Source organism: Bacillus infantis (genome assembly GCF_020171945.1).
Taxonomy (GTDB): domain Bacteria; phylum Bacillota; class Bacilli; order Bacillales; family Cytobacillaceae; genus Bacillus_AB; species Bacillus_AB infantis_A.
In genome coordinates this window covers 60,818-81,526 of record NZ_JAIVAP010000012.1, presented here as the reverse complement: position 1 = coordinate 81,526, position 20,709 = coordinate 60,818, and the positions used below count along the sequence as shown (strand labels likewise).

Annotated in this window: 18 protein-coding genes; 5 read left to right on the top strand and 13 right to left on the bottom strand. The window is 45.1% G+C overall.

Annotated features, from left to right (window positions below; translation table 11 throughout):
* Window positions 1-52: 52 nt before the first annotated feature.
* Entirely contained in the window at window positions 53-484 is a 432-nt protein-coding gene (locus tag LCM00_RS16200; RefSeq protein ID WP_224904019.1) for a CBS domain-containing protein, read from the bottom strand.
* Between the two features lie 338 nt (window positions 485-822).
* Between LCM00_RS16200 and LCM00_RS16195 the strand changes: the two genes are divergently transcribed.
* Both LCM00_RS16195 and ytvI read left to right on the top strand, forming a co-directional pair.
* The gene (locus tag LCM00_RS16195) at window positions 823-1,182 is read left to right on the top strand and encodes a YugN family protein (protein WP_224904017.1); all 360 of its coding nucleotides are present in this window, start codon (window positions 823-825) and stop codon (window positions 1,180-1,182) included.
* Between the two features lie 192 nt (window positions 1,183-1,374).
* A complete protein-coding gene (gene ytvI, locus LCM00_RS16190; RefSeq protein WP_224904015.1) occupies window positions 1,375-2,433 on the top strand; it encodes a sporulation integral membrane protein YtvI in 1,059 nt (352 codons plus the stop codon).
* Between the two features lie 109 nt (window positions 2,434-2,542).
* Here ytvI and LCM00_RS16185 read toward each other — a convergent pair whose 3' ends face one another.
* The 8 genes from LCM00_RS16185 to cyoE all read right to left on the bottom strand — a co-directional run bounded on the left by LCM00_RS16185 (window position 2,543) and on the right by cyoE (window position 10,570).
* The gene (locus LCM00_RS16185) at window positions 2,543-3,748 is read right to left on the bottom strand and encodes a GNAT family N-acetyltransferase (protein WP_224904012.1); all 1,206 of its coding nucleotides are present in this window, start codon (window positions 3,746-3,748) and stop codon (window positions 2,543-2,545) included.
* 109 nt (window positions 3,749-3,857) lie between these two features.
* Window positions 3,858-4,325 (bottom strand): DUF420 domain-containing protein, encoded by a 468-nt coding sequence (locus LCM00_RS16180; RefSeq protein ID WP_224904010.1) that lies wholly within the window; start codon window positions 4,323-4,325, stop codon window positions 3,858-3,860.
* 159 nt (window positions 4,326-4,484) lie between these two features.
* Window positions 4,485-5,396: a cytochrome c oxidase assembly factor CtaG gene (gene ctaG, locus LCM00_RS16175; RefSeq protein ID WP_224904008.1), complete on the bottom strand. Its 912-nt coding sequence runs from the start codon at window positions 5,394-5,396 to the stop codon at window positions 4,485-4,487.
* 185 nt (window positions 5,397-5,581) lie between these two features.
* Complete coding sequence (ctaF, locus tag LCM00_RS16170) at window positions 5,582-5,917, bottom strand: cytochrome c oxidase subunit IVB (protein ID WP_035401058.1); 336 nt, start codon at window positions 5,915-5,917, stop codon at window positions 5,582-5,584.
* A 4-nt stretch (window positions 5,918-5,921) separates the two neighbouring features.
* A complete protein-coding gene (locus tag LCM00_RS16165) occupies window positions 5,922-6,551 on the bottom strand; it encodes a cytochrome (ubi)quinol oxidase subunit III (RefSeq protein ID WP_224904006.1) in 630 nt (209 codons plus the stop codon).
* Entirely contained in the window at window positions 6,551-8,428 is a 1,878-nt protein-coding gene (gene ctaD, locus LCM00_RS16160; RefSeq protein WP_224904004.1) for a cytochrome c oxidase subunit I, read from the bottom strand. Before ctaD ends, LCM00_RS16165 begins: the two co-directional genes overlap by 1 nt.
* A gap of 25 nt (window positions 8,429-8,453) precedes the next feature.
* The gene (coxB, locus tag LCM00_RS16155) at window positions 8,454-9,521 is read right to left on the bottom strand and encodes a cytochrome c oxidase subunit II (RefSeq protein ID WP_224904002.1); all 1,068 of its coding nucleotides are present in this window, start codon (window positions 9,519-9,521) and stop codon (window positions 8,454-8,456) included.
* 110 nt (window positions 9,522-9,631) lie between these two features.
* Window positions 9,632-10,570: a heme o synthase gene (gene cyoE / locus LCM00_RS16150; RefSeq protein WP_224904000.1), complete on the bottom strand. Its 939-nt coding sequence runs from the start codon at window positions 10,568-10,570 to the stop codon at window positions 9,632-9,634.
* Between the two features lie 533 nt (window positions 10,571-11,103).
* Between cyoE and LCM00_RS16145 the strand changes: the two genes are divergently transcribed.
* Window positions 11,104-12,081 carry a COX15/CtaA family protein gene (locus tag LCM00_RS16145; RefSeq protein ID WP_224903998.1) on the top strand — a complete coding sequence of 326 codons (978 nt, stop codon included), beginning with the start codon at window positions 11,104-11,106 and terminating at the stop codon, window positions 12,079-12,081.
* 111 nt (window positions 12,082-12,192) lie between these two features.
* Here LCM00_RS16145 and pyc read toward each other — a convergent pair whose 3' ends face one another.
* The 3 genes from pyc to LCM00_RS16130 form a co-directional block, all read right to left on the bottom strand.
* Window positions 12,193-15,633: a pyruvate carboxylase gene (gene pyc, locus LCM00_RS16140; protein ID WP_224903996.1), complete on the bottom strand. Its 3,441-nt coding sequence runs from the start codon at window positions 15,631-15,633 to the stop codon at window positions 12,193-12,195.
* Between the two features lie 226 nt (window positions 15,634-15,859).
* Window positions 15,860-17,068 (bottom strand): FtsW/RodA/SpoVE family cell cycle protein, encoded by a 1,209-nt coding sequence (locus LCM00_RS16135; protein ID WP_224903994.1) that lies wholly within the window; start codon window positions 17,066-17,068, stop codon window positions 15,860-15,862.
* A 223-nt stretch (window positions 17,069-17,291) separates the two neighbouring features.
* Complete coding sequence (locus tag LCM00_RS16130; protein ID WP_094768883.1) at window positions 17,292-17,573, bottom strand: YlaN family protein; 282 nt, start codon at window positions 17,571-17,573, stop codon at window positions 17,292-17,294.
* 210 nt (window positions 17,574-17,783) lie between these two features.
* Between LCM00_RS16130 and LCM00_RS16125 the strand changes: the two genes are divergently transcribed.
* Window positions 17,784-18,281 (top strand): molybdopterin-binding protein, encoded by a 498-nt coding sequence (locus tag LCM00_RS16125; protein ID WP_224903992.1) that lies wholly within the window; start codon window positions 17,784-17,786, stop codon window positions 18,279-18,281.
* A gap of 231 nt (window positions 18,282-18,512) precedes the next feature.
* Here the strand turns inward: LCM00_RS16125 and LCM00_RS16120 are convergent, their stop codons facing one another.
* The gene (locus tag LCM00_RS16120) at window positions 18,513-19,841 is read right to left on the bottom strand and encodes a PhoH family protein (RefSeq protein WP_224903990.1); all 1,329 of its coding nucleotides are present in this window, start codon (window positions 19,839-19,841) and stop codon (window positions 18,513-18,515) included.
* A gap of 239 nt (window positions 19,842-20,080) precedes the next feature.
* On the opposite strand from LCM00_RS16120, the gene LCM00_RS16115 reads away from it, so the two are divergent.
* On the top strand, window positions 20,081-20,683 hold the full coding sequence (locus LCM00_RS16115; protein ID WP_224903987.1) for a YhcN/YlaJ family sporulation lipoprotein: 603 nt from the start codon (window positions 20,081-20,083) through the stop codon (window positions 20,681-20,683).
* Window positions 20,684-20,709: the final 26 nt, after the last annotated feature.

The window sequence follows — 20,709 nt, the reverse complement described above, 5'->3', positions numbered from 1 at the left end:
AGATTTTACTTCTGACCTGCTAATAGGTTTTAATCCAAATAAAAATTTTAGTTTATTGTGTTGCTTCATTTTCGTGTTCGGAGATATCTGTGAGGGCTTTTCCGGCCTGGGCGTTGGTGCGGCTGCTGACAGCAAGGTCGCCAAGGGATATGATGCCGGCCAGTTTGCCGTTTTCTACGACAGGAAGCCTCCTGATCTGATGCTCAGCCATGATCCTTGATGCTTCGCTGATATTGGTATCAGGCGAGACTGTAACAAGATCACTGCTCATGATATCCTCGACTTTTGTGGATCCCGGATGCTTCTCAGCCACCCCTCTTATCACGATGTCCCGATCTGTGATCATCCCTACAAGCCTGTCAGCATCCACAATCGGAATGGCGCCGACATCCTGCTCCTTCATTTTCAAAGCTACCTCATACATATTGTCCAGCAGAGTGCAGCAATCTACCTCTTTTGTCATTATGTCGCCAATTTTTTTCATGTTAAGCCCTCCTTGTTTGATTCCTCCTGGCCGCCTCTTTCAGAGGGGCAGACATATCCTTTAAAAGATAGGTTTTCCAGTCAAGGGATAATTATGTACTGCAGAGGCAAAATAAGAACAGCCATAGAGACCGGCATAAATGTGACTGTTTTAAGTTTTCTTCATCTATTCGTTGCAACTTTGACATTTTTCTACTATTATTAAATTTGAGATAAAAGGGTCCCGATTTCATTGCTTATAGTCCCGGGATGCCTTTTTTGAAAGGCTTGGCAGCTGGTTGCCTTTACTTACAGAATTGCTGTCCGGATGGACGGCATTGTTTTTCAGGAGGGACAAAGATGAAGTTCGAAAACACTGGTTTGGAAGAACTGAAAGCAGACCTTACACGTCTTGATGAAGTGATGCTTGAACATGGGTTGGTCCGTGAAGGCCAATGGGATTATGAAAGAGTTACATATGACCGAAAGTTTGAATTAAAAGAAGGCGTTTTCTATCTGCGTGTCTTCGGATATGCAGCTGAAGGGGATATTGGCTCCCATAAAGCCGTTATCCAGCTGATGACACCTCTATTAGGAAAGCATTATTATCCCCATGGAATTGAGTATGGAGAAGGAGAAAGCTTCCCTAAGACACTGGTCAGCCAATGCGAAAAAACCCTTGCAGACATCCAGACCAAAGTTAAAGGGTTTGCATTGTAAGCTGCAAGAACCGCATTACAATGGAAAGCACAGTAAAAGACGCATGGTTCCATGCGTCTTTTTTCCAGATAAAAAAGCGGACAAAATCAGTTGTAGCCCAGCAGTTCTGCGTAATATAATTAACTAATATATCTCAGTTTAAAGAATCAATATCTGAAGCTAACCCTCAGTGATTTGGAAAGGAGTTTCACCTTGTCCGGTTTTTTTACAAAACGTTTTTTCATATGGCTTATTGGGCTTATTTTAATAGGCACGCTTTTCTATTTTATCCTCCCTGTTTCCGTCCCGCTGATTGTTGCTTTTATTACAGCACTCATGCTGGAGCCGCTCGTAAAGCTTCTCCAGGGAAAACTTAACATCAAACGAAGAATTTCCGTTATGATCGTTTTCATTGCTTTTGTACTGTTTATCGGACTGTCCGGATATTTTATTACGACAAAAGTTATAACCGAAGCCATTAAGCTGGTTGAAAATGCTCCGGAATATGTGAATGAAATCAATAATGCATGGCTGGATGCGGAGGAGAAGTTTACCCGTGCTGCTGAGGATCTTCCGAAAGATGTGGTTGATGAAATCAGCAACCAGGTACAAACATTCCTGAATAAAACGAAAAATGAACTGGTTGCCTATGTAAGCATTGATAATGTAAAAGCACTGCTGACCAATATCCCGAATTATCTAGTCAGCTTCCTTGTTTATTTAATTGCATTATTCCTTTTCCTGATCGATCTTCCAAGGCTTCGCCAGGGTGCCTACAACCACTTGACAGAAAAGACAGCAGATAAGGTTTCTTTCATGACATCCCGTCTCTCTTATGTTGTATTGGGCTTTTTCAAGGCACAGTTCCTCGTAAGCCTGATTATCTTTTTTGTGAGCCTTGTCGGGCTTCTTATCATTGCGCCGGATATCGCACTCGTCATGGCGCTTGTCCTTTGGATTATTGATTTCATTCCGATCATCGGCTCCATAGTCATACTCGGTCCCTGGGCGCTGTTTCATTTATTGACGGGCGATGTGGTTCTGGGCACGAAGCTTGCCATCCTTGCAGCTGTCCTGCTCATCATCAGAAGAACCGTAGAGCCAAAAGTGATGGGAACCCATATCGGACTCTCCCCTCTTTCCACTTTGATAGCCATGTATCTCGGTCTTAAGCTCCTCGGCATTCTTGGATTCATCATCGGGCCGCTCATCTTGATTGCTTTCAATTCAGCAAAAGAAGCAGGGCTGATTAAGATGGATTTCAAAGTTTAAACAATAAAACAAGCAGGGATCTTAATTACAAGATCCCTGCTTGTTTTTTTTACTGGCAGCGGCATTGAACCGGCAGCAGTCTCCAAACATATGCCGCCCAAAACCAATGTTAGAAAAAATCATAGAAAAACGCTTTTTGATGCGGCACCATTCTTTCAAATCTGTCAGCATCTTCTGCCGGTCCCGTGATTTCCCCGAGATCGTACAGCTCACTCGGACGCATGTATCCGGTGATAACGGCAGTCAGTGCATTGATGCTCAATTGCAGCCCTCTTTTCGGCGGATGGGTGCAGCTGCCCCCCTCTTTTGGCGCAAAGTATTGAACACCATTGGCAGATAGCTGATAGGTCCCTGTGTTCCAGGGAGCTAATTCGTCTGCAATATGCAAGAACAATGATTGTTCCGGAAATACATTAAATTGATAGTCAGCCAATGCCATCGGAAGATCTACAATCCGTGCCATAAAATAAGGAGTGATCTCCATATGCTGCTTGGGCTGCCTTAGATAATAGGGGAAAGGATCGTGGACCGAAGTAAGCACCTTTACTTTATCAATCATAGAATCATGCTGGCATACAAAGTTCCATAACCCTTTCCGCGCTTCTGCAGTTAATGCAGCTAATTCCTGAATGTCGAGGATGCTTTTTTCAATCTTGTAAAGAATATAGCCTTCCGGCCTCCCTCCATCAGTTTGCCATACCGCAATTTGATAGTCGGAATAAACACTCTGGAGCCACCAGTCCCTGTCCCTGACAAGCATGCCGGAAAACTTGCTGCTGAAACGGTCGTATATCTCTTCTGCTGCAGCATCATGGTTATCTTTGTCAAACCTGGTAATCCTTCCGGAGAGCTGGCCGATCATATGTAAATCTATTTTATTGATTTCAATTTTTTTTTGGTCAGAAACCAATTCCCATCCGTATTTCCTGTAAAAATGAATATTGAAGGGATGGAGAAAGGATATTATCTGCCCATTTTCCTTCATAGCCGACAGAGCCTGGCGCATAAGGCCTGATACATAGCCCCTCCTTCTGTATTCAGGAAAGGTGGCCACCCCTGCTATTCCCCCCATTTTCCATTCTTTGTCCTGGATTTTAACTTTTAAATCGAGTAAATGCAGCTTGGCTGCCAGCTTTCCATCCTCATAGGCTCCATATATTTTATGTTTCCTCATCTTTTCTCTTCTTTTGGGATAATCACTTTCTGGTACATGGTATTGAAAAGCATAACTGGAAAGCCTTATGGCTTCATCAAACGAATCCTCTTGCATCAACTTTATTTCCACTGTCATTGCCTCCATTCTGCTATTATACATTCTATAGAAAGGCTTGCATTTCCTTCATATAGAATCAGAAGATAGTAAAAGGGAGGCACCATCGTTGCTGGAGCCTCCCTTTTGTATTATAACAAGCTGTAAAGCTTTATTAGAATCCCAATATCGCTTTAATGACTGATGTCGTTTCCCCGCCATGGTAGAACACATATAAAAGCAGATAGACAGCGACACCTGTAATAGCCGTAAAAAACCAGATGATGCTTGTTATCGGGCCAAGTTTGCGGTGCTTTTCCAATTTGTTCGTATAGCCGGTCAGCAGTGTTACAATGCCGAACACTGCACCAGTGGTAGCCAGTGTAATATGGAAAATCAAAAATAAAGTATAATAAATTTTTATATCATCCGGCCCTCCGAAGGCAGTATTTCCGATAAAAACCGTCCTGCTCGCATAAATAATGAAGAAGATAAGAGCAAATACTGCCGCAAGCAGCATTGTCTTTTTATGCGCTTCTATCTTCCGCTGTCTGATCTGATACCAGCCGATCGCTACTGTAACAGCGCTCAATACAATGAACGTGGTGCTGATTGTAGGCAAAACAGGCAATGAATAGTTCATAATAACTTCCTCTCTGGACTCATGTTTTACAAATCAATTCTATTAAAACAGCGGTGATTTTTCAATAAACAATCCGCTTCATTCAGCAATGTTCCCTAATTGTTCATAAATCCAGATATCGTTTAATAGAAAAAATCTCCCGGCATGGGAGATTTTTTCCTACTCGGCAACTTGCGGGTCAAGTGCTCTGGAAGCCTTAAGTTCCGCTTCAGTTTCCTGCTGTTCCTTCTTGTACCATTGGAAGAAGACTTGTGCGAGGACAACCCCGTAAACAACTTCCTGGAAAACTTTCATAAGAACGCCGCCAAGCTGCTGGTCATTGAGGGCAGACATACTGTTGAACATTTCCGGACCGCTCAAATTAAGTGAAGCCAGCGTGGCTGACGGAACACAAAGATGCATGGCATCAGCCCAGGCACGCGGATCTGAGAAAGTAGCATAAATAGGTGTGTCTGCAAAAATGATCAGCGCACAAGCTGGTGTAAGAAGAATGCCATCAGCAAAAATATAGCCAACCTTCTTCAGTCCATTCAAGGATTCATATTCCTCAAGTTTATTCACAAGCGGCCACCACATCAGGCCGGCGAGGATGAACAGAAGGATAGAATAGCCGCCATGAAGCCACATGTTCGTCTTGACTGCGTCAAAAATCAATGGAATATGGTAAATGGAGAAAATGCCATTGAACAAAATCAGTGCTATCAGGGGCTTTGTTAAGAACCTGAAGACTTTTTGGATACTTGCCGGTGCCAGTATCTTTCGCCATAGCCATTCCGGGATCCCGGTAATCAAAAGCGGCGGTACAATCAGATATAAAATTGACATCTGAATCATATGTGCGTAGAAAGTGATATGGCTCATCAGATCTACCGGCGAGCCTTTAACAGCGTAGACAAGAATAATTGCTGATGTAAAAAGGATTGCCTGTTTTGCTGAAAGCGGGGTGCTCCCGCTGAATCGCTGCCGATATTTCACTGTCAGCAGGAAATAGACTGCAAGGATTGCCAGCATGACTATAAAGAAATAAGGACTCCAAAGTGCTCTAAAACCGAATATGTCTAGTGTAAGCATCGCTTGCCACCTCTTAAAGTAATATTGTCGCCAGCACTGTCAAATGCATGTACAAAGCCATTATACCGCTGCTGGAGATGAAACTCAATAATACACAGCTCTCTGCAGCCAAACCATGCATAAAGTTCATAGAATCTCCTTATTCATGCAAAAAAAAGAAAATCGGCTAAAAGCCGATTTCTTTTTTACCACCAGATAATTGTCATGAAAGCCAATACTGTAATCGCACCCACGAGCAAGCCGGAATACAGGAACAGTGCAGGAGCTTCATGGCCTTTATGGCTCATATGCATGAAATAGTATAGCTGAAAGATTACCTGCACAACTGCAAGGATCAGGATGAACGGCACGATGAACCATGCCGAAAATTCCTCATAGCCAACAGCAACAAATGCTACAAGCGTAAGGAAGATCATCAGGGCAAAAGTGATGACCTGCATTCTCATTTCCTCTGCACTTTTCTTGCGACGGTATTCAATGTCTACTCTTGGGTTACCTGAGTTCGGTTGTTGATTCGCCATCAGTTTATCCCACCATTCCCATTAAGTATACTACTGTAAAGATAAATACCCAAACAACGTCAATAAAATGCCAGTATAAGCTTGCGACATAGAATTTTGGAGCGTTGTACAGGCTCAATCCCCGCCTTGAGTTGCGGATCAGCAGTGTTGTGATCCACAGGAGACCGAATGCAACGTGTCCTCCATGGAAGCCTACCAATGTATAAAAGGCTGAACCGAAAGCACTGCTTGTGAATGTATGGTGGTATTCATGCACATAGTGATTGAATTCGTAAATTTCAAGTCCAAGGAACCCAGCACCTAGAGCAACGGTGATCCACATCCATAGCTGCATCTTCTTAAAGTTGAAGTTCTTCATATGGTACATTGCATAAACGCTGGTTAATGAACTCGTCAAGAGAAGCATAGTAGCTGCAAAGACGAGCGGCAATTCAAACAGGTCCTTAGCCAGGGCATGTTCTGTTCCCGGAACCTTATCTTTTAAAGCAAGATAGGTTGCGAAGAGAGATGCGAAAAGCACCGTCTCTCCGCCAAGGAAGAACCAGAAGCCGAGAAATTTATTCTTTGCTTCAAGGGTTTGTTTCTCAGGCGATGCAGGCCATGTTTCTACAGTCATTTTTTCTTCTGTATGCATTATGCCTTTACCCCCTTGTCATCATCTTCTTTAAGTAAATCTTCTTTATGGATATGGAAGCCGTGGTCATCCTTGACAGATCTCAGGAACATGGAGCCCAGTGTAATGGCCATGCCGAGGATCAGGACAGGAATGCCCCAATTGTTGCCGTCGTCGCCGTGGTACATTGCACCAAAGGCAGCTACGAACAGGCCAAACGAAATCATGAATGGGATGAAAGATGAATTAGGCATATGGATATCGCCGATCGGCTCTGCAGGCGTCAAAGCGTTCTTGCCTTCCATCTTTTCAAGCCAGTATGCATCCAGACCGCGGACAAGCGGAGTCTGCTTAAAGTTATAGAATGGCGGCGGTGAAGGGATAGCCCACTCCAGTGTGCGCCCGTCTCCCCAAGGGTCATTCCCGACTTTAACATTTTTAACACTTGTCATAATGATATTGATAAGCAAAATCAGCACGGCAACTGCCATGAAGAATGCACCGACTGTACTGATCATATTTCCTGTTTCAAGCCCCTGTCCAGGCAGGAATGTGAATACGCGGCGAGGCATACCCATCAAGCCCAGGAAGTGCTGGATGAAGAATGTCAGATGGAAACCGATCAGGAACAGCCAGAAAGTGATCTTTCCAAGCTTTTCGCTCAACATGGTTCCAAACATTTTTGGCCAGTAGAAATGAAGGCCTGCCAATAGTCCAAGAACAACACCGCCAACGATTACATAGTGGAAGTGGGCTACAACAAAGTAACTGTCATGGAACTGGTAATCGGCTGGAGCAGCTGCGTTCATTACCCCTGTTACCCCGCCGGCAACAAAGGAAGGAATGAAGGCTACAGCATAAAGCATCGGTGTTGTAAATCTGATGCTTCCCCCCCACATTGTAAAGAGCCAGTTGAAAATCTTGATTCCTGTAGGAACAGCGATAGCCATTGTCGCTACAGCAAAGATAGCATTGGCAATTGGCCCGAGCCCTGTTGTGAACATATGGTGAGCCCATACCATGAAGCCAAGGAAACCAATCAATACTGTTGCGAATACCATGGAAGAATATCCGAACAGCCTTTTTCTTGAGAAAGTAGCAAAGATCTCAGAGAAAATACCGAAAGCAGGCAGAATCAGGATATATACTTCAGGGTGTCCGAAAATCCAGAATAAATGCTCCCAGATAACTGTGTTTCCGCCGTTGGCAACATCAAAGAAATTAGAGCCGAACATGCGGTCAAAGATCATTAGGAAAAGACCAACAGTAAGTGCCGGGAAAGCAAACAGAATGAGTGCAGATACTACAAATGTAGACCATGTGAATAATGGCATACGCATATATGTCATGCCAGGGGCACGCATATTGACAATCGTTACAAGGAAGTTAATACCCCCGATAAGGGTACCTGCCCCGGAAATCTGCAGCCCGAGTGCATAGAAGTCTATCCCGTGTCCTTCAGATGCCATAGATAACGATGCGTAAGAAGTCCATCCCGCATCAGGAGCACCGTCTAAAAACCATGATAGGTTTAAGAAGATACCTCCAAAGAAAAACAGCCAGAAACCAAGTGAGTTAAGGAACGGGAACGCTACATCGCGCGCACCGATCTGAAGAGGAACGACTGCGTTCATAAAAGCAAAGATCAATGGCATAGCTGCCAGGAATATCATGGTTGTACCGTGCATTGTCAATATCTCATTGTACAAGCCGGCACTTAAGAAATCATTGTTTGGAACTGCCAGCTGAATACGGATGAACATGGCTTCAAGTCCACCCACTATAAAGAAGAAACCGCCGGCAATTAGATAAAGGATCGCGATCTTCTTATGGTCCACTGTTGTTAGATAGTCCCATAAAGTGGCGCCGAATCCTTTCTTCTGAGCGTAGGTACTCACAAGTTTTACCTCCCTTTCGAACTCGTTACTCCTGAACTTTAAGGCCCATCAGATATTCGGTCAGAGCGTTAAGCTCCTCTTCTGAAAGCTGGCCGTATGTACCAGTCATTTTATTCCCTGGCTTATAAGCTTCAGGATCCTTCAGCCAGTTTTTCAATTCTTTTTCATTGTGATCAAGGATACCGGCAACGCGGTCGCGCTCACCAAAGTTTGCAAGGTTCGGAGCCTGTCTTGCCTGCTCAGGCCTTCCATCCACAGGAGTCACAGCGTGACAGCCGATACAGCTGTTGTTAAAGATCTCCTGACCCTGCTGGGCAACTTCAGACTGCGGCTGAGGCTCTTCTGCATTCTGCATATCCGCAACCCACTGATCAAACTCTTCGCCGGAGATGGCTTTCACTTTGAAGTCCATCAGGGCATGTGAAGGTCCGCAAAGCTCCGCACATTTTCCGTAAAAAAGATCGCCTGCGACATCAGAGCTCTCTTTATCGAACTTCAGATAGAACTTATTGACATTGTCAGTGTTTGTATCCATCTTGCCCCCAACTGCGGGAACCCAGAATGAATGCTTTACATCAGATGCCTTCAGATTAAAGTAAACCTTTTCACCAGTAGGAACGACAAGTTCCTGCCCGGTGATGATCTCCTGGTTCGGATACTCAAATTCCCACCAGTAAAGATTTGCACGGACATTGACAACCAATGCATCCGTTTTTCCTTCTTCGTTCTTTTTCTCCATTGGAGAAACATCCGCAAGCTTAAAGGTCTGCGCTACTGTAGGAACGGTCAGAACAAGAAGCAGAAGAATAGGAATAACTGTCCAGATGATTTCTAATTTGTGACTTCCTTCAACCTGTTTTGGAATCCTTTCGTCTTTGCGGCGAAACTTAAAAATAACAACCAGGAAAAGCACCGTGACAACGACAATTACTCCCACCATAATCGCCGTACTCAGCAGCATTAAGTCATATTGCGTTTTCGCAACTTCCCCGGAAGGCTGAAGCGTGGACAAAAACGGTTCGCCGCACCCGGAAAGAATGAGCGTCAAAATTGCAAACAATGATGCAAGACGCCATTTTGCAAGCCTTTTCATGCTTAATCAAACCCCTCTTTCGTAAAAAATTTCTTTTGTTGTTTGATCAAAAAAAATATGGATAAATCCCCTCCCCCGCTGGTGCGCGGAAGGGAATCTCCTAACAAAGGTTAAATGAGTGTAACGATCACCATTGCCACAAACATAATCGTCAGATATTGAAGCGAGTAAAGAAACATTGCCTTTGCCCACTTAATATCATCCTTGAATTTGTTGGCATAGATCCCAAGGACTATCCAGCCGATATTCAATGCCGAAGCAAGGATCAGGAATGGAAGGCCGAGAGATGTAAGCATCAGCGGCAGAGGCAGAAGCACCGCCAGCCATGCAAAAATATGTTTTTTCGTTGTGCGGAACCCTTTTACAACCGGAAGCATCGGTATGCCTGCTGCCCTGTATTCCTCTGCACGCCTCATGGCAAGTGCATAGAAATGCGGAGGCTGCCAGGCAAACATAACAAGGAACAGCGCCCATGCTATCATGTCCAGGTTTCCGTCGACAGCAGCCCAGCCGATCAGCGGGGGCACAGCTCCGGAAATGCTTCCTACGATTGTGTTGGAAACATATTTCCGCTTAGTCCACATTGTATAGAGGACTACATAGCTAAAGACGCCTATCAATCCAATTACAGCCGCTGCAGGTGATGCAAGAAGCAGCAGCAAGGTTCCCAATGCGATGGTGGATATGCTAAGCAGTGCCACCCTGCCCGGGCTGACCTTTCCAGTAACTGTAGGCCTGTCTTTTGTCCTTTCCATCAAATGGTCGATATCGCGGTCATAGTAATTATTGAATGCACAGGAACCCGCAATGATCAGTGAAGATCCGACCAGTGTATAAAAAACAATATCAAGATTGTTGAAAAAATGCTGATCTGTAAAATGAAGGGCCAGCCACAAACCAGTGAAGGTAGTGATCATGTTTGAATTGATTATACCTACCTTGATAAGCGCCAGGAAATCCTTCCATGCAGTTGTCTCCGGTATATTGGCTTGAAGGCTTCGTTCACTGTTTTCTAAAGCAGCTTCACTGAAAGCCCTTGTGTTTGCCATAACTTCTCCTCCTTTAACCCTTATCACAAATAAAGCTTTTCTACACTACAACTACTATAAGTAATACGATGCTATATTTGCAACAGAAAACGAGGGAATGCTAATTGAAATAGCAGTTATTACTATTCAAATGTCATAAAAAATGTCAAAAGTTTGTGTAGAAAAATAACTATGCCTCTGTATATTAAATCATACTTTGGCGTTTTTTTGTGAATTTTTTTCGAATTAATTATGACTAATTTGTGTCGAGGAGATGACTAACATTGTAACAGGTTACTTTTTTAGCATAATATATAATTGAAGCAATAAGAGGATATTCCCTGTAGTGACACTGACTTGAATGAATAATAGATTATAGCCGGAATATGCTGCCGGGGTGTTGTAAAATCCTCCATAATTGTGTAGTATCGAACAGTCAGCGTTTTCCTGATATGCCACGCTGGCTGGCCCACCTGAACTATTATACCCTATTATTATACAGATTAAGTCTATTATGGCTATTTATGAAATTAATTTAAAAGAAGGTGACATGATTGCGGCGTTTGCTTAAGTGGTTTGCAGTGCTGACAACGATTGGAATGCTGATGGTGCTCCTTGGAGGGGCTCTTGTGACAAAAACAGAATCAGGGATGGGATGCGGGAGATCCTGGCCGCTCTGCCATGGAGAATTCATCCCGAGCAATATAACCCCGGAACTGGTCATCGAGCTTGCACACCGTGTCGTATCCGGCGGTGTCGGCATACTCGTCCTTATACTCTCAATCTGGTCCTGGAAAGCGCTGGGCCATGTGAGGGAAACAAAATTTTTATCACTTGTCTCTTTTTTCTTCCTCGTCCTCCAAGGACTGATCGGCGCTGCTGCAGTTAAATGGGGGCAATCGGATTTTGTCCTGGCTCTTCATTTCGGGATTTCTCTGATATCTTTTGCTTCAGTCCTGCTCCTTACGCTTCTGATTTTTGAGGTGGATAAAAAGTTCCAGGCGGAAAAGCTGGTCCTGGATAAACGGATGCAAAAGCATATCATAGGCATTACGGTTTATTCCTATGCGGTCGTATACAGCGGTGCCCTCGTCAGGCATACCAATGCCAGCCTTGTTTGCCGCGATTGGCCTTTCTGCCTGAATGACAGCATTATGCTGCCGGGCAATATGTATGAATGGATTCAAATGGGACATAGGGCTGCTGCCGGAATTATTTTTCTTTGGGTAGGCTATATCACTATATTGGCCATAAGGCATTACCGCCACCAGAAGGTCGTGTTCTGGGGATGGATCATATCATTTATCCTTGTCTCCCTTCAGGTTGCTTTTGGAGCGATGGTTGTTATATCCCGCCTCAACTTGTTCATTGCGCTTGGACATGCCTTCTTCATCTCATGCCTGTTCGGTGTATTCAGCTATTTTATCCTCCTTACTGCAAGGAGCAAGAAAAATGCCGCAGCACTTGCAAGCGTGCCGCCTGCAGCAGAAAACGAAACCAATGCCGCACACCGGTCTGTTCCTGTTCAATAAGAAACAAGAAACCGGCTATAAAAACTACTTCATTCATAAAAAAGAGGATGGGCACCTCACTGGCTGCCCATCCTCTTTTACTATGTTTTTTCTTGCGGCTCTAAATTTCCTCTATTTCGAAAGCTCGATCAAAAGGTCTCCAGTCTGGATGGCTTCCCCGTTAGAAACATGGATATCACCAACAGTACCGGAGTATGGAGCCTGTACAGTGGTTTCCATCTTCATCGCTTCTGTGATCATCAGATGGTCGCCCTTCTCCACTTTTTCCCCTTTTTCAACAATTACCTTAATAACTGTACCCGGCATTGATGCTGCGATATGATTCTCATTTTTAGGATCAGCCTTCATCTTTGCAGAAGCAGCAATTTTAATGCTTTCATCCTTGATGGATACCTCACGCGGCTGCCCGTTCAATTCAAAGTAAACGATCCTGGTGCCGTCTGCTTGCGGCTGGCCGATGGAGACAAGCTTAACAATCAGCGTTTTTCCGGTTTCAATTTCCACTTCTATTTCTTCTCCAAGCCTCAATCCGTATAAATAGGTTGGCGTATCCAGCACAGAAACATCGCCGAACTGTTCAACAGTGCTGCAGTATTCCATGAACACTTTCGGATAGAGCGCATAGGCAATCGCTTCAAAGCTTGTAACCGGCCTTCCAAGCTCGTGGAAAAGCTTTTCTTTAAGCTTATCGAAATCCACGTCCTCCAAAAGCTCTCCCGGCCTTACAGTAATTGGTTCTTTCCCCTTTAATATGACTTCTTGAAGCTCTTTCGGGAAGCCGCCATATGGCTGGCCAAGAGACCCTTCAAACAGTTCAACTACAGAATCAGGGAAGTCGAGCGAGTGTCCGCGTGTAATGACATCCTCTTCTGTCAATTCATTTTGGACCATATACAAAGCCATATCGCCGACAACCTTCGATGAAGGAGTGACCTTTATGATATCGCCGAACATATGGTTAACCCGGGAATACATTTCCTTGACCAGGTCCCACTTTTCGCCAAGGCCCACCGCTTTTGCCTGCTGCTGCAGGTTGCTGTATTGACCCCCAGGCATTTCATGCTTATATATCTCTGTATGCGGAGACTTCATTCCGGACTCAAAATCCTGGTAATATTTCCGGACATCCTCCCAATAGTGGGACAGCTGCTCCAGAGCTTCAACATTCACTTCAGGCTGGCGTTCCTCTCCTGAAAGAGCATAATACAGGGAGCTTGCGCTTGGCTGTGAAGTCAGGCCGGCCATCGTGCTTAAAGCAACATCCACAATATCCACTCCGGCCTCGATAGCCTTGCTGTAGGTCATGACGCCGTTCCCGCTCGTATCATGCATGTGCAGATGGATAGGAATATCAACGGTTTCTTTAAGCTCGGAGATCAGCGCATATGCTGATTTAGGCTTGAGGAGCCCGGCCATATCTTTGATTGCCAGAATATGCGCTCCCTGGTTCTCCAGCTCCCTTGCCATGGTTTTATAATATTCCAGATCATACTTGGTCCTGGTGCTGTCTGAAATGTCTCCGGTATAGCAGATGGCTGCTTCAGCTATTTTACCGGTATCACGCACCGCCTCTATCGCCACTTCCATCCCTTTGACCCAGTTCAGGCTGTCAAAAATACGGAAAACATCGATTCCTGCGTAAGCAGACTTTTGAACAAACTCCCTGATCACATTATCAGGATAGTTTTTATAGCCTACAGCGTTGGAAGCCCTCAAAAGCATCTGGAAAAGGACATTCGGCATTTTTTCCCTGAGCTTGAGAAGCCTGTCCCAAGGATCCTCTTTTAGGAAACGGTATGCAACATCAAAGGTTGCCCCTCCCCACATTTCATATGAGAACATTTCAGGCAGAAGCTTTGCCGTCGGTTCTGCGATATGCAGAATGTCAGTCGTACGTACCCGCGTGGCCAGCAGGGACTGGTGCGCATCACGGAAGGTGGTGTCAGTTAATAGGACCTTTTCCTGTTCTTTGATCCATTTCACTAGCCCTTCTGGACCCTGGCTGTCCAGGATCTGCTTCGTCCCGTCCTGGTACTCCTGATTATAGCGCAGCTTCGGAACCCTTGGCTTCTCGAAAACCGGCCGCTTCTTTTTCTCTACCCCGGGGAAGCCGTTCACTGTTACATTGCCGATATATGTTAGCATCTTAGTGCCCCGGTCTTTCCGTTTAGGGAATAAAAACAGCTCAGGCGATTTGTCGATGAAAGATGTATCATATTCCCCTGTAATGAACTTCTCGTGCTTGACGACATTTTCAAGGAAAGGGATATTTGTCTTGATTCCGCGGATCCTGAATTCCTGCAGGTTCCTCACCATTTTTGAAGCAGCCTGTTCAAAGGTTAGTGCCCATGTTGACAGCTTGACAAGCAGGGAATCATAGTAAGGGGTTATAACAGCCCCCTGGAAGCCATTGCCTGCATCAAGCCTTACCCCGAAACCGCCTCCGGATCGGTAGGTCATGAGTTTTCCTGTATCAGGCATAAAATTATTCAAAGGATCCTCAGTAGTAACACGTGACTGGATCGCATAGCCATTTATCTTAATATCCTCCTGTGCAGGGATCCCAACTTCCCGGCTATGGAGATCAAATCCTTCTGCGACAAGGATCTGGGTCTGTACAATATCCACTCCTGTCACCATTTCGGTGATCGTATGCTCTACCTGCACGCGCGGATTTACTTCAATGAAGAAAAAGTCATCCCCTGAGGTAAGGAATTCCACTGTCCCGGCGTTCAGGTAATCAACGTTCTTCATCAGCCTTACAGCTGCACCGCAAATCCTTTCACGCATCTCCTCAGAGAGCGAGACGCACGGTGCAACCTCAACCACTTTCTGATGCCGCCGCTGCACTGAGCAGTCCCTTTCGAACAGGTGGATGATGTTCCCGCTTCTGTCGCCGATGATCTGAACCTCGATATGCTTCGGGTTCTCGATGAATTTTTCTACATATACTTCATCGTTTCCAAAGGCCGCCTTCGCTTCTGATTTTGCTCTGTCATATGCCTCTTTTACATCGTCAAGGCTTCTGACAATTCTCATCCCTCTGCCCCCGCCGCCGAGCGAGGCTTTGATGATGATCGGGAACCCATGGTCCTTGCCGAACAAAATGACTTCTTCCAGGCTTTTGACCGGCCCATCACTGCCCGGAATGACAGGGATTTCTGCAAGCATCGCCTGATCTTTGGCCTTTACCTTATCCCCGAACATATCCAGGTGCCTGGATGTAGGACCGATAAAAATAATGCCTTCCTCTTCACATCTTTTAGCAAATTCGATATTTTCTGACAAAAAACCGTAGCCGGGATGTATGGCATCTACATTTCTTGCCTTCGCAATCCCGATGATTCCCTCAATATCCAGATAGGCATCAATCGGCTTTTTGCCTTCGCCGACAAGATACGCCTCATCTGCTTTATACCGGTGATAAGAGCCTGAATCTTCCTTGGAATAAACTGCCACGGTCCGGATGTTCAGCTCGGTGCATGCCCGAAAAACCCGGATTGCGATTTCCCCTCTATTGGCAACCAGTACTTTATTAATTTGTCTGCTCACAAATTCCACCCCATCCATTGTCTTTTTTAGATGCCTTTCCGGTAATTGCAGAAAGGCTTGGCTAATTTGAATTGCTATATGTAAAGACTTCGGCCGCTTCGCAGCAGATATGCTGCAGCAAAGCGGCCAAAGCCTGCAGCCCTGATTTAAGTGCCTGCAGCTTTAAAGCGTTCCTGCATTGAGCTGGAATGTGTAAAAAAACGCAAGGAAAATACGTTCCCTGCGCTTATTTTTTATAAAAATAGGCTCCCCCGGAAACTTTCTGGTTTTGTTCGGCCTGTTTTTCGCTGGCTCTATTTTTATATTTAGATTCATAGTTTACAAACATTGATACGTTTACAAGAATCCCCATCGCAATTGAAAGCTGGAGAAGCGAAGATCCTCCGTAGCTTACGAACGGAAGCGGGACTCCTGTCAAAGGTATCACGCCTGAGATCCCTCCAAGGTTAATGAATGACTGGATGCCTATCATCCCCGCAATGCCGATGGCAAGCAGGCTTCCGAAAGGATCCTTGCATTTCATCCCAATGTACAGTCCCCTCAGAACGATATACCCAAGTGAGAGCAAAACGAAACAAACTCCGAATGCCCCCAGTTCCTCTGCTATGACAGCCATGATGAAGTCTGTGTGCGGTTCTGGCAGATAGCCAAGCTTCTGTACGCTCTGCCCGAGACCGAGCCCTTTTACACCGCCTGCGCCGAGAGCCAGAAAGGAGTTGACAAGATGATACCCCTCATCCTGGGCATCAGCAAAAGGATCCTGAAGAACCTGGATCCTGGCCATTTGTACATCAGAGAAGAGCTTGTCATTCATAATCAGGATAAATGGGAGTGCAATGATAAAGGCAATCAGGCACAGCTTAAATATGTTTTTGTAGCTCATGCCGGAACTCAGGATAATCGTTGCCGATATCAGGAAAATGATTGCCGCTGTCCCAAAATCCGGCTGCACAGCCACAAGCATGCAGACCAGGATCAAATATACCAGAGGGGGGACGACCCCTTTATTGAACTGGTCGATATAGCTCTGTTTCTTTGCATAAACGGCCGATAAGTAAATAATAACAAAAATCTTAACAAACTCTGAAGGCTGGAGACTCAACGGCCCGAGTTTAAACCAGCTTTGCGCATTCCCTGCTACATGGCCGAATACAAACAAAGCCCCTAGGCCGATCAATGAACCGAAAACCATCGGAACAAGGATTTTATTGCTGATAAGCGCCTTATAAGGGAAAAGCGCTGTAAAAATAAATACTAAGGCTGCCCCAAAAAGATAGATCTTCTGTCTTTGATAGAAGTGGTCGCTTTCAAAGCCGTACCTTTGGACGGCCGTTACCATACTTGCACTGTAAATCATAATCAGCCCGAATAATGCCAGCATAACGACGACAGCAATCAATGTGTAATCGTATGATTTTAATATTTTTTTGAACATCCAACCTCTTCCTCATCTTCTGCGTTGTATTACCTATTCTACTATAGAAAGGAGATTCCTGCATTGAAGTAAAGAAATGTTAATTTTAATGTAACATATTAATTCATCAAACATAAGAATTATGTCATACTATTTAAAAAATATGCTCCACTCTTTTCTTTACCGCAGCATGTACAAAAAAACTCAAACCCTTGTGTTAAAAGAAAGTTTGAGTTTTTTACATTTATTTTCTTAATGAAGCTTCATGCAGGATGGAGAGTTCTTTTTCAAGCTCTCCCAGGATGGCTTTGCCTGTCTTTTCCTCGATGAGCCCGAGCCGGACGGCAAAATCTATTTCACGGGATAAACCGAACATCTGCGTATCAAGCACTTCCTCATACAAAGGGCACTGGGGCATTGTCAGATTATCCATCTGCACTTTAATAAGCTTTAATATTTTATCAGCGTCCGCCTTAAGCAAGGCATTGGCTTTTTCTTGATGATCGACTATCAGTTCTGACGCCAACATGGATCCCCCCGTTTCCGAGCGATTATCTATCTATAAATTTTATACTTAAGAAGGCAAAAATGCAAGACATATAAGGGGAAAGCTGCACATGCGGGGATAAATACCAGCCCCTCGCTAATAAGGGCTTCCTGTGTGAGGGTCCCATAGTATCTTTCACAGACAAAAATAGGTATAATTTAAGAAGGTACATACAGGAGGTAGCTAGCTATGGACAATATCATTTTGATAAAAGGAAAAGTGAAATTTGAGATCACACTTGATCCCGGTGTATGGATATTTGATGATCGAAGGGTAGACCTGACAGAATTCTTCCACGCTGATGCCATCAAAAAGGATGAGCTTGAAGAGTATACGAAATCAGTCTCAAAGCATTGGGACAGGGAAATCATGGAGGGTGCTGTCCATCCCCCGACACTGAAAACCGAAAAAAAATTCGAGAAGGAAAAGGTGCTGAACGGTACTTTCGGCATTCCTTTGAAGCCTTTCCTTAAAAATGCCGAACCTGCGGAGGATGCCTCTTCCTTTGTCATCTCTGCCGGTGACGGCGAGGTGGAAATGCCGCTGGAAACTGCTGAAAATCTGATCCTCGGCTATTCCCTGAACGGCAAGCCGCTGAAAGAGGACGGCCCTGTTCACGTCTATTACGGTGACGGAAGCAATAAGGAAAATCCGTTAAAGCACATAAAGCAATTCATCATTCGCTGAATTATCAGCCAGGAGGGGGGAGCCGGGATGCTCCTCCCTCTTCAATTATGCGCTTAAGCTTCACATTCTGCTGTGCGTTAACAGCTCTTGTGCTATAGAAGTATGTTTCAAAAGGGACGTCTGGGCTCTTCTTCCTGATATAGCGGCTCAAGTTTCCCTTTTCTGGTGCCGCAGAAGGATAACCGGGATAATCATACTGCTATGCTGGCTTTAGCTTGCCTGATATGCCTCTTACAAAAGATCAGCCGCCAGTTGTGCCAGGCCAGACCTTTCCCCTTTAATGAGCTTAGTATGTCCTGAGATCTTTTGGTCCTTGAATTTTTCCACCACATAAGTAAGTCCATTATTGAAGGCGTCAAGATACGGATGATCGATCTGTTCCGGATCTCCCATCAGGACAATCTTGCTTCCTTCCCCCACCCGGGTAAGGATTGTTTTTACTTCATGCTTGGTAAGGTTTTGGGCTTCATCTATGATGATGTACTGATCAGGGACGCTTCTCCCCCTTATATATGTGAGCGCCTCGACCTCGATCGACCCCATCCCTGCAAGGATGGCATCAAGCTCGCCCGGTTTCTTGGCATTGAATAGATATTCCAAATTATCGTAAATCGGCTGCATCCACGGCCTTAATTTTTCTTCTTTTTCCCCCGGCAGATAGCCGATATCCTTGCCTACTGGAACGATTGGCCTTGCCACCAGCAGCTTTTTGTATTCTCCAAAATCCTCAGTCTGCATCAGGCCTGCTGCAAGAGCGAGCAGTGTCTTCCCTGTTCCTGCTTTTCCAACCAGCGTCACCAGCGGCACATCCTTGCGGAGAAGGAGTTCAGCGGCCATTGTCTGCTGGACATTGCGCGGTCGGATTCCCCAGATATGGTCTCCGTCAAACACAAGCTTCCTGGCTTTTTTCCCCGCCTGGTCTACAATGCCTATGGCAGACGATGACGTGCCCAGTGCATCTTTCATGATAATGAACTGGTTGGGATAAAAAGGGTGATTGGCTATATCAGCGAGCGGCACCTCCCCTTTCTCATAAAATCTTCCCAAAAGATCGATGCTTACATACACCTCAAGAAAACCCGTATAAATATGGTCATTCTCAACCACCCTGTCACTCAGGAAGTCCTCTGTCTGAAGCCCGATTGCGTCCGCCTTTACCCTCACTAAAGCATCTTTGCTGACAAGTATGACCGGGCGGCCGTTTTCCTTAGTCTCTTCTTCCAGCGAAAGATTCTTTGCGACTGCAAGGATCCGGTTGTCATTTGTTTTTTCAATGAATATTTCCTGCAGTTCATGAAAGGATCGGTGATTCAGTTCAATTCTAAGCCCCCCGCCATTTTCAAGCTGTATCCTTTCATGCAGCTTGCCGGTTTCCCTCAGATTGTCAATCAGCCTCGAAACCTGTCTTGCATTTCTTCCGACCTCGTCCATATATCGTTTCTTAGAGTCAACCTCTTCCAGGACAACTGCCGGGATGACTACTTCATTGTCTTCAAAAGAAAAGATAGAATGCGGGTCCTGCAGCAGGACATTGGTATCCAATACATATATTTTTGTCAATATGATGCCTCCTGCTCCTTGTAGGTCAAACTGAATGTTTCTTTAAGGGCTTATATTTCGCTGTCTTGGGCCTGCCTATCGACTGGCTTGAAGAAGCAATCATAAGCTTTAAGAAACAAGCCTTGGTAAACTATATGTTTTCCTGCATAAAGATAGACGAATTTTTGCAGAATAATCCTTACGAAGAACTTTCCGGGCATGTGGATTCCAGCACCCGGAAAACCTGGACTAAGAATTAAATGGAGGTGCTTAGATTGAAGAAATTGCTTGGATGTTTAGCTGCTGTTTCAATGCTGGCAGGCTGTGCATCGAACAGCCAATCAGCAGATGACGGCAGCCGGGATCTGGTGAATGTTAAAAACAGCACCATAACGAATGACAGCAGGGAATCTGAACAGGAAATCTCAAGGCATCTTGTTGATCTGGCAGAAAGGGTGCCAAATGTCATAGATGCAGCGGCTGTGGTTTTCGCAGGATATGCCATTGTAGGAATTGATGTGGATAAAGACATAGACAGATCTGAAGTGGGTTCCATCAAATATTCTGTTACAGAAAGCCTGCGCAACGACCCTCATGGGGCAAGGGCGCTTGTAGTAGCAGACCCGGATATGAATGCCAGGATCAGGGAAGTCGGACAGGATATTCAAAACGGCCGTCCGATCAAGGGGATACTGAATGAACTCGCAGATATCACGGGGAGAATCATGCCGGAAGTTCCCGGGGATATCACAGATCCCCAGCCAAAGGATGCGACCGAGGAGCCAAAGAATAAGCTTAACGAGGCTGAACGTTCCCAGCTCGAAGATAAGCAGCAGAAGCAATCTAATTACCATAAAGATTAAAGAGATGTTTTTCTGTAAAAAAAAAA

Bases quoted from the DNA above. Each gene is read 5' to 3' on its own strand.
- LCM00_RS16165 (WP_224904006.1), bottom strand. From the start codon at position 6,551: ATGCATACAGAAGAAAAAATGACTGTAGAAACATGGCCTGCATCGCCT.
- ctaG (WP_224904008.1), bottom strand. From the start codon at position 5,396: ATGCTTACACTAGACATATTCGGTTTTAGAGCACTTTGGAGTCCTTAT.
- coxB (WP_224904002.1), bottom strand. From the start codon at position 9,521: ATGAAAAGGCTTGCAAAATGGCGTCTTGCATCATTGTTTGCAATTTTG.
- LCM00_RS16195 (WP_224904017.1), top strand. From the start codon at position 823: ATGAAGTTCGAAAACACTGGTTTGGAAGAACTGAAAGCAGACCTTACA.
- cyoE (WP_224904000.1), bottom strand. From the start codon at position 10,570: ATGGCAAACACAAGGGCTTTCAGTGAAGCTGCTTTAGAAAACAGTGAA.
- LCM00_RS16185 (WP_224904012.1), bottom strand. From the start codon at position 3,748: ATGTATAATAGCAGAATGGAGGCAATGACAGTGGAAATAAAGTTGATG.
- LCM00_RS16180 (WP_224904010.1), bottom strand. From the start codon at position 4,325: ATGAACTATTCATTGCCTGTTTTGCCTACAATCAGCACCACGTTCATT.
- ctaF (WP_035401058.1), bottom strand. From the start codon at position 5,917: ATGGCGAATCAACAACCGAACTCAGGTAACCCAAGAGTAGACATTGAA.
- LCM00_RS16200 (WP_224904019.1), bottom strand. From the start codon at position 484: ATGAAAAAAATTGGCGACATAATGACAAAAGAGGTAGATTGCTGCACT.
- LCM00_RS16115 (WP_224903987.1), top strand. From the start codon at position 20,081: ATGGAGGTGCTTAGATTGAAGAAATTGCTTGGATGTTTAGCTGCTGTT.
- LCM00_RS16125 (WP_224903992.1), top strand. From the start codon at position 17,784: ATGGACAATATCATTTTGATAAAAGGAAAAGTGAAATTTGAGATCACA.
- LCM00_RS16135 (WP_224903994.1), bottom strand. From the start codon at position 17,068: ATGTTCAAAAAAATATTAAAATCATACGATTACACATTGATTGCTGTC.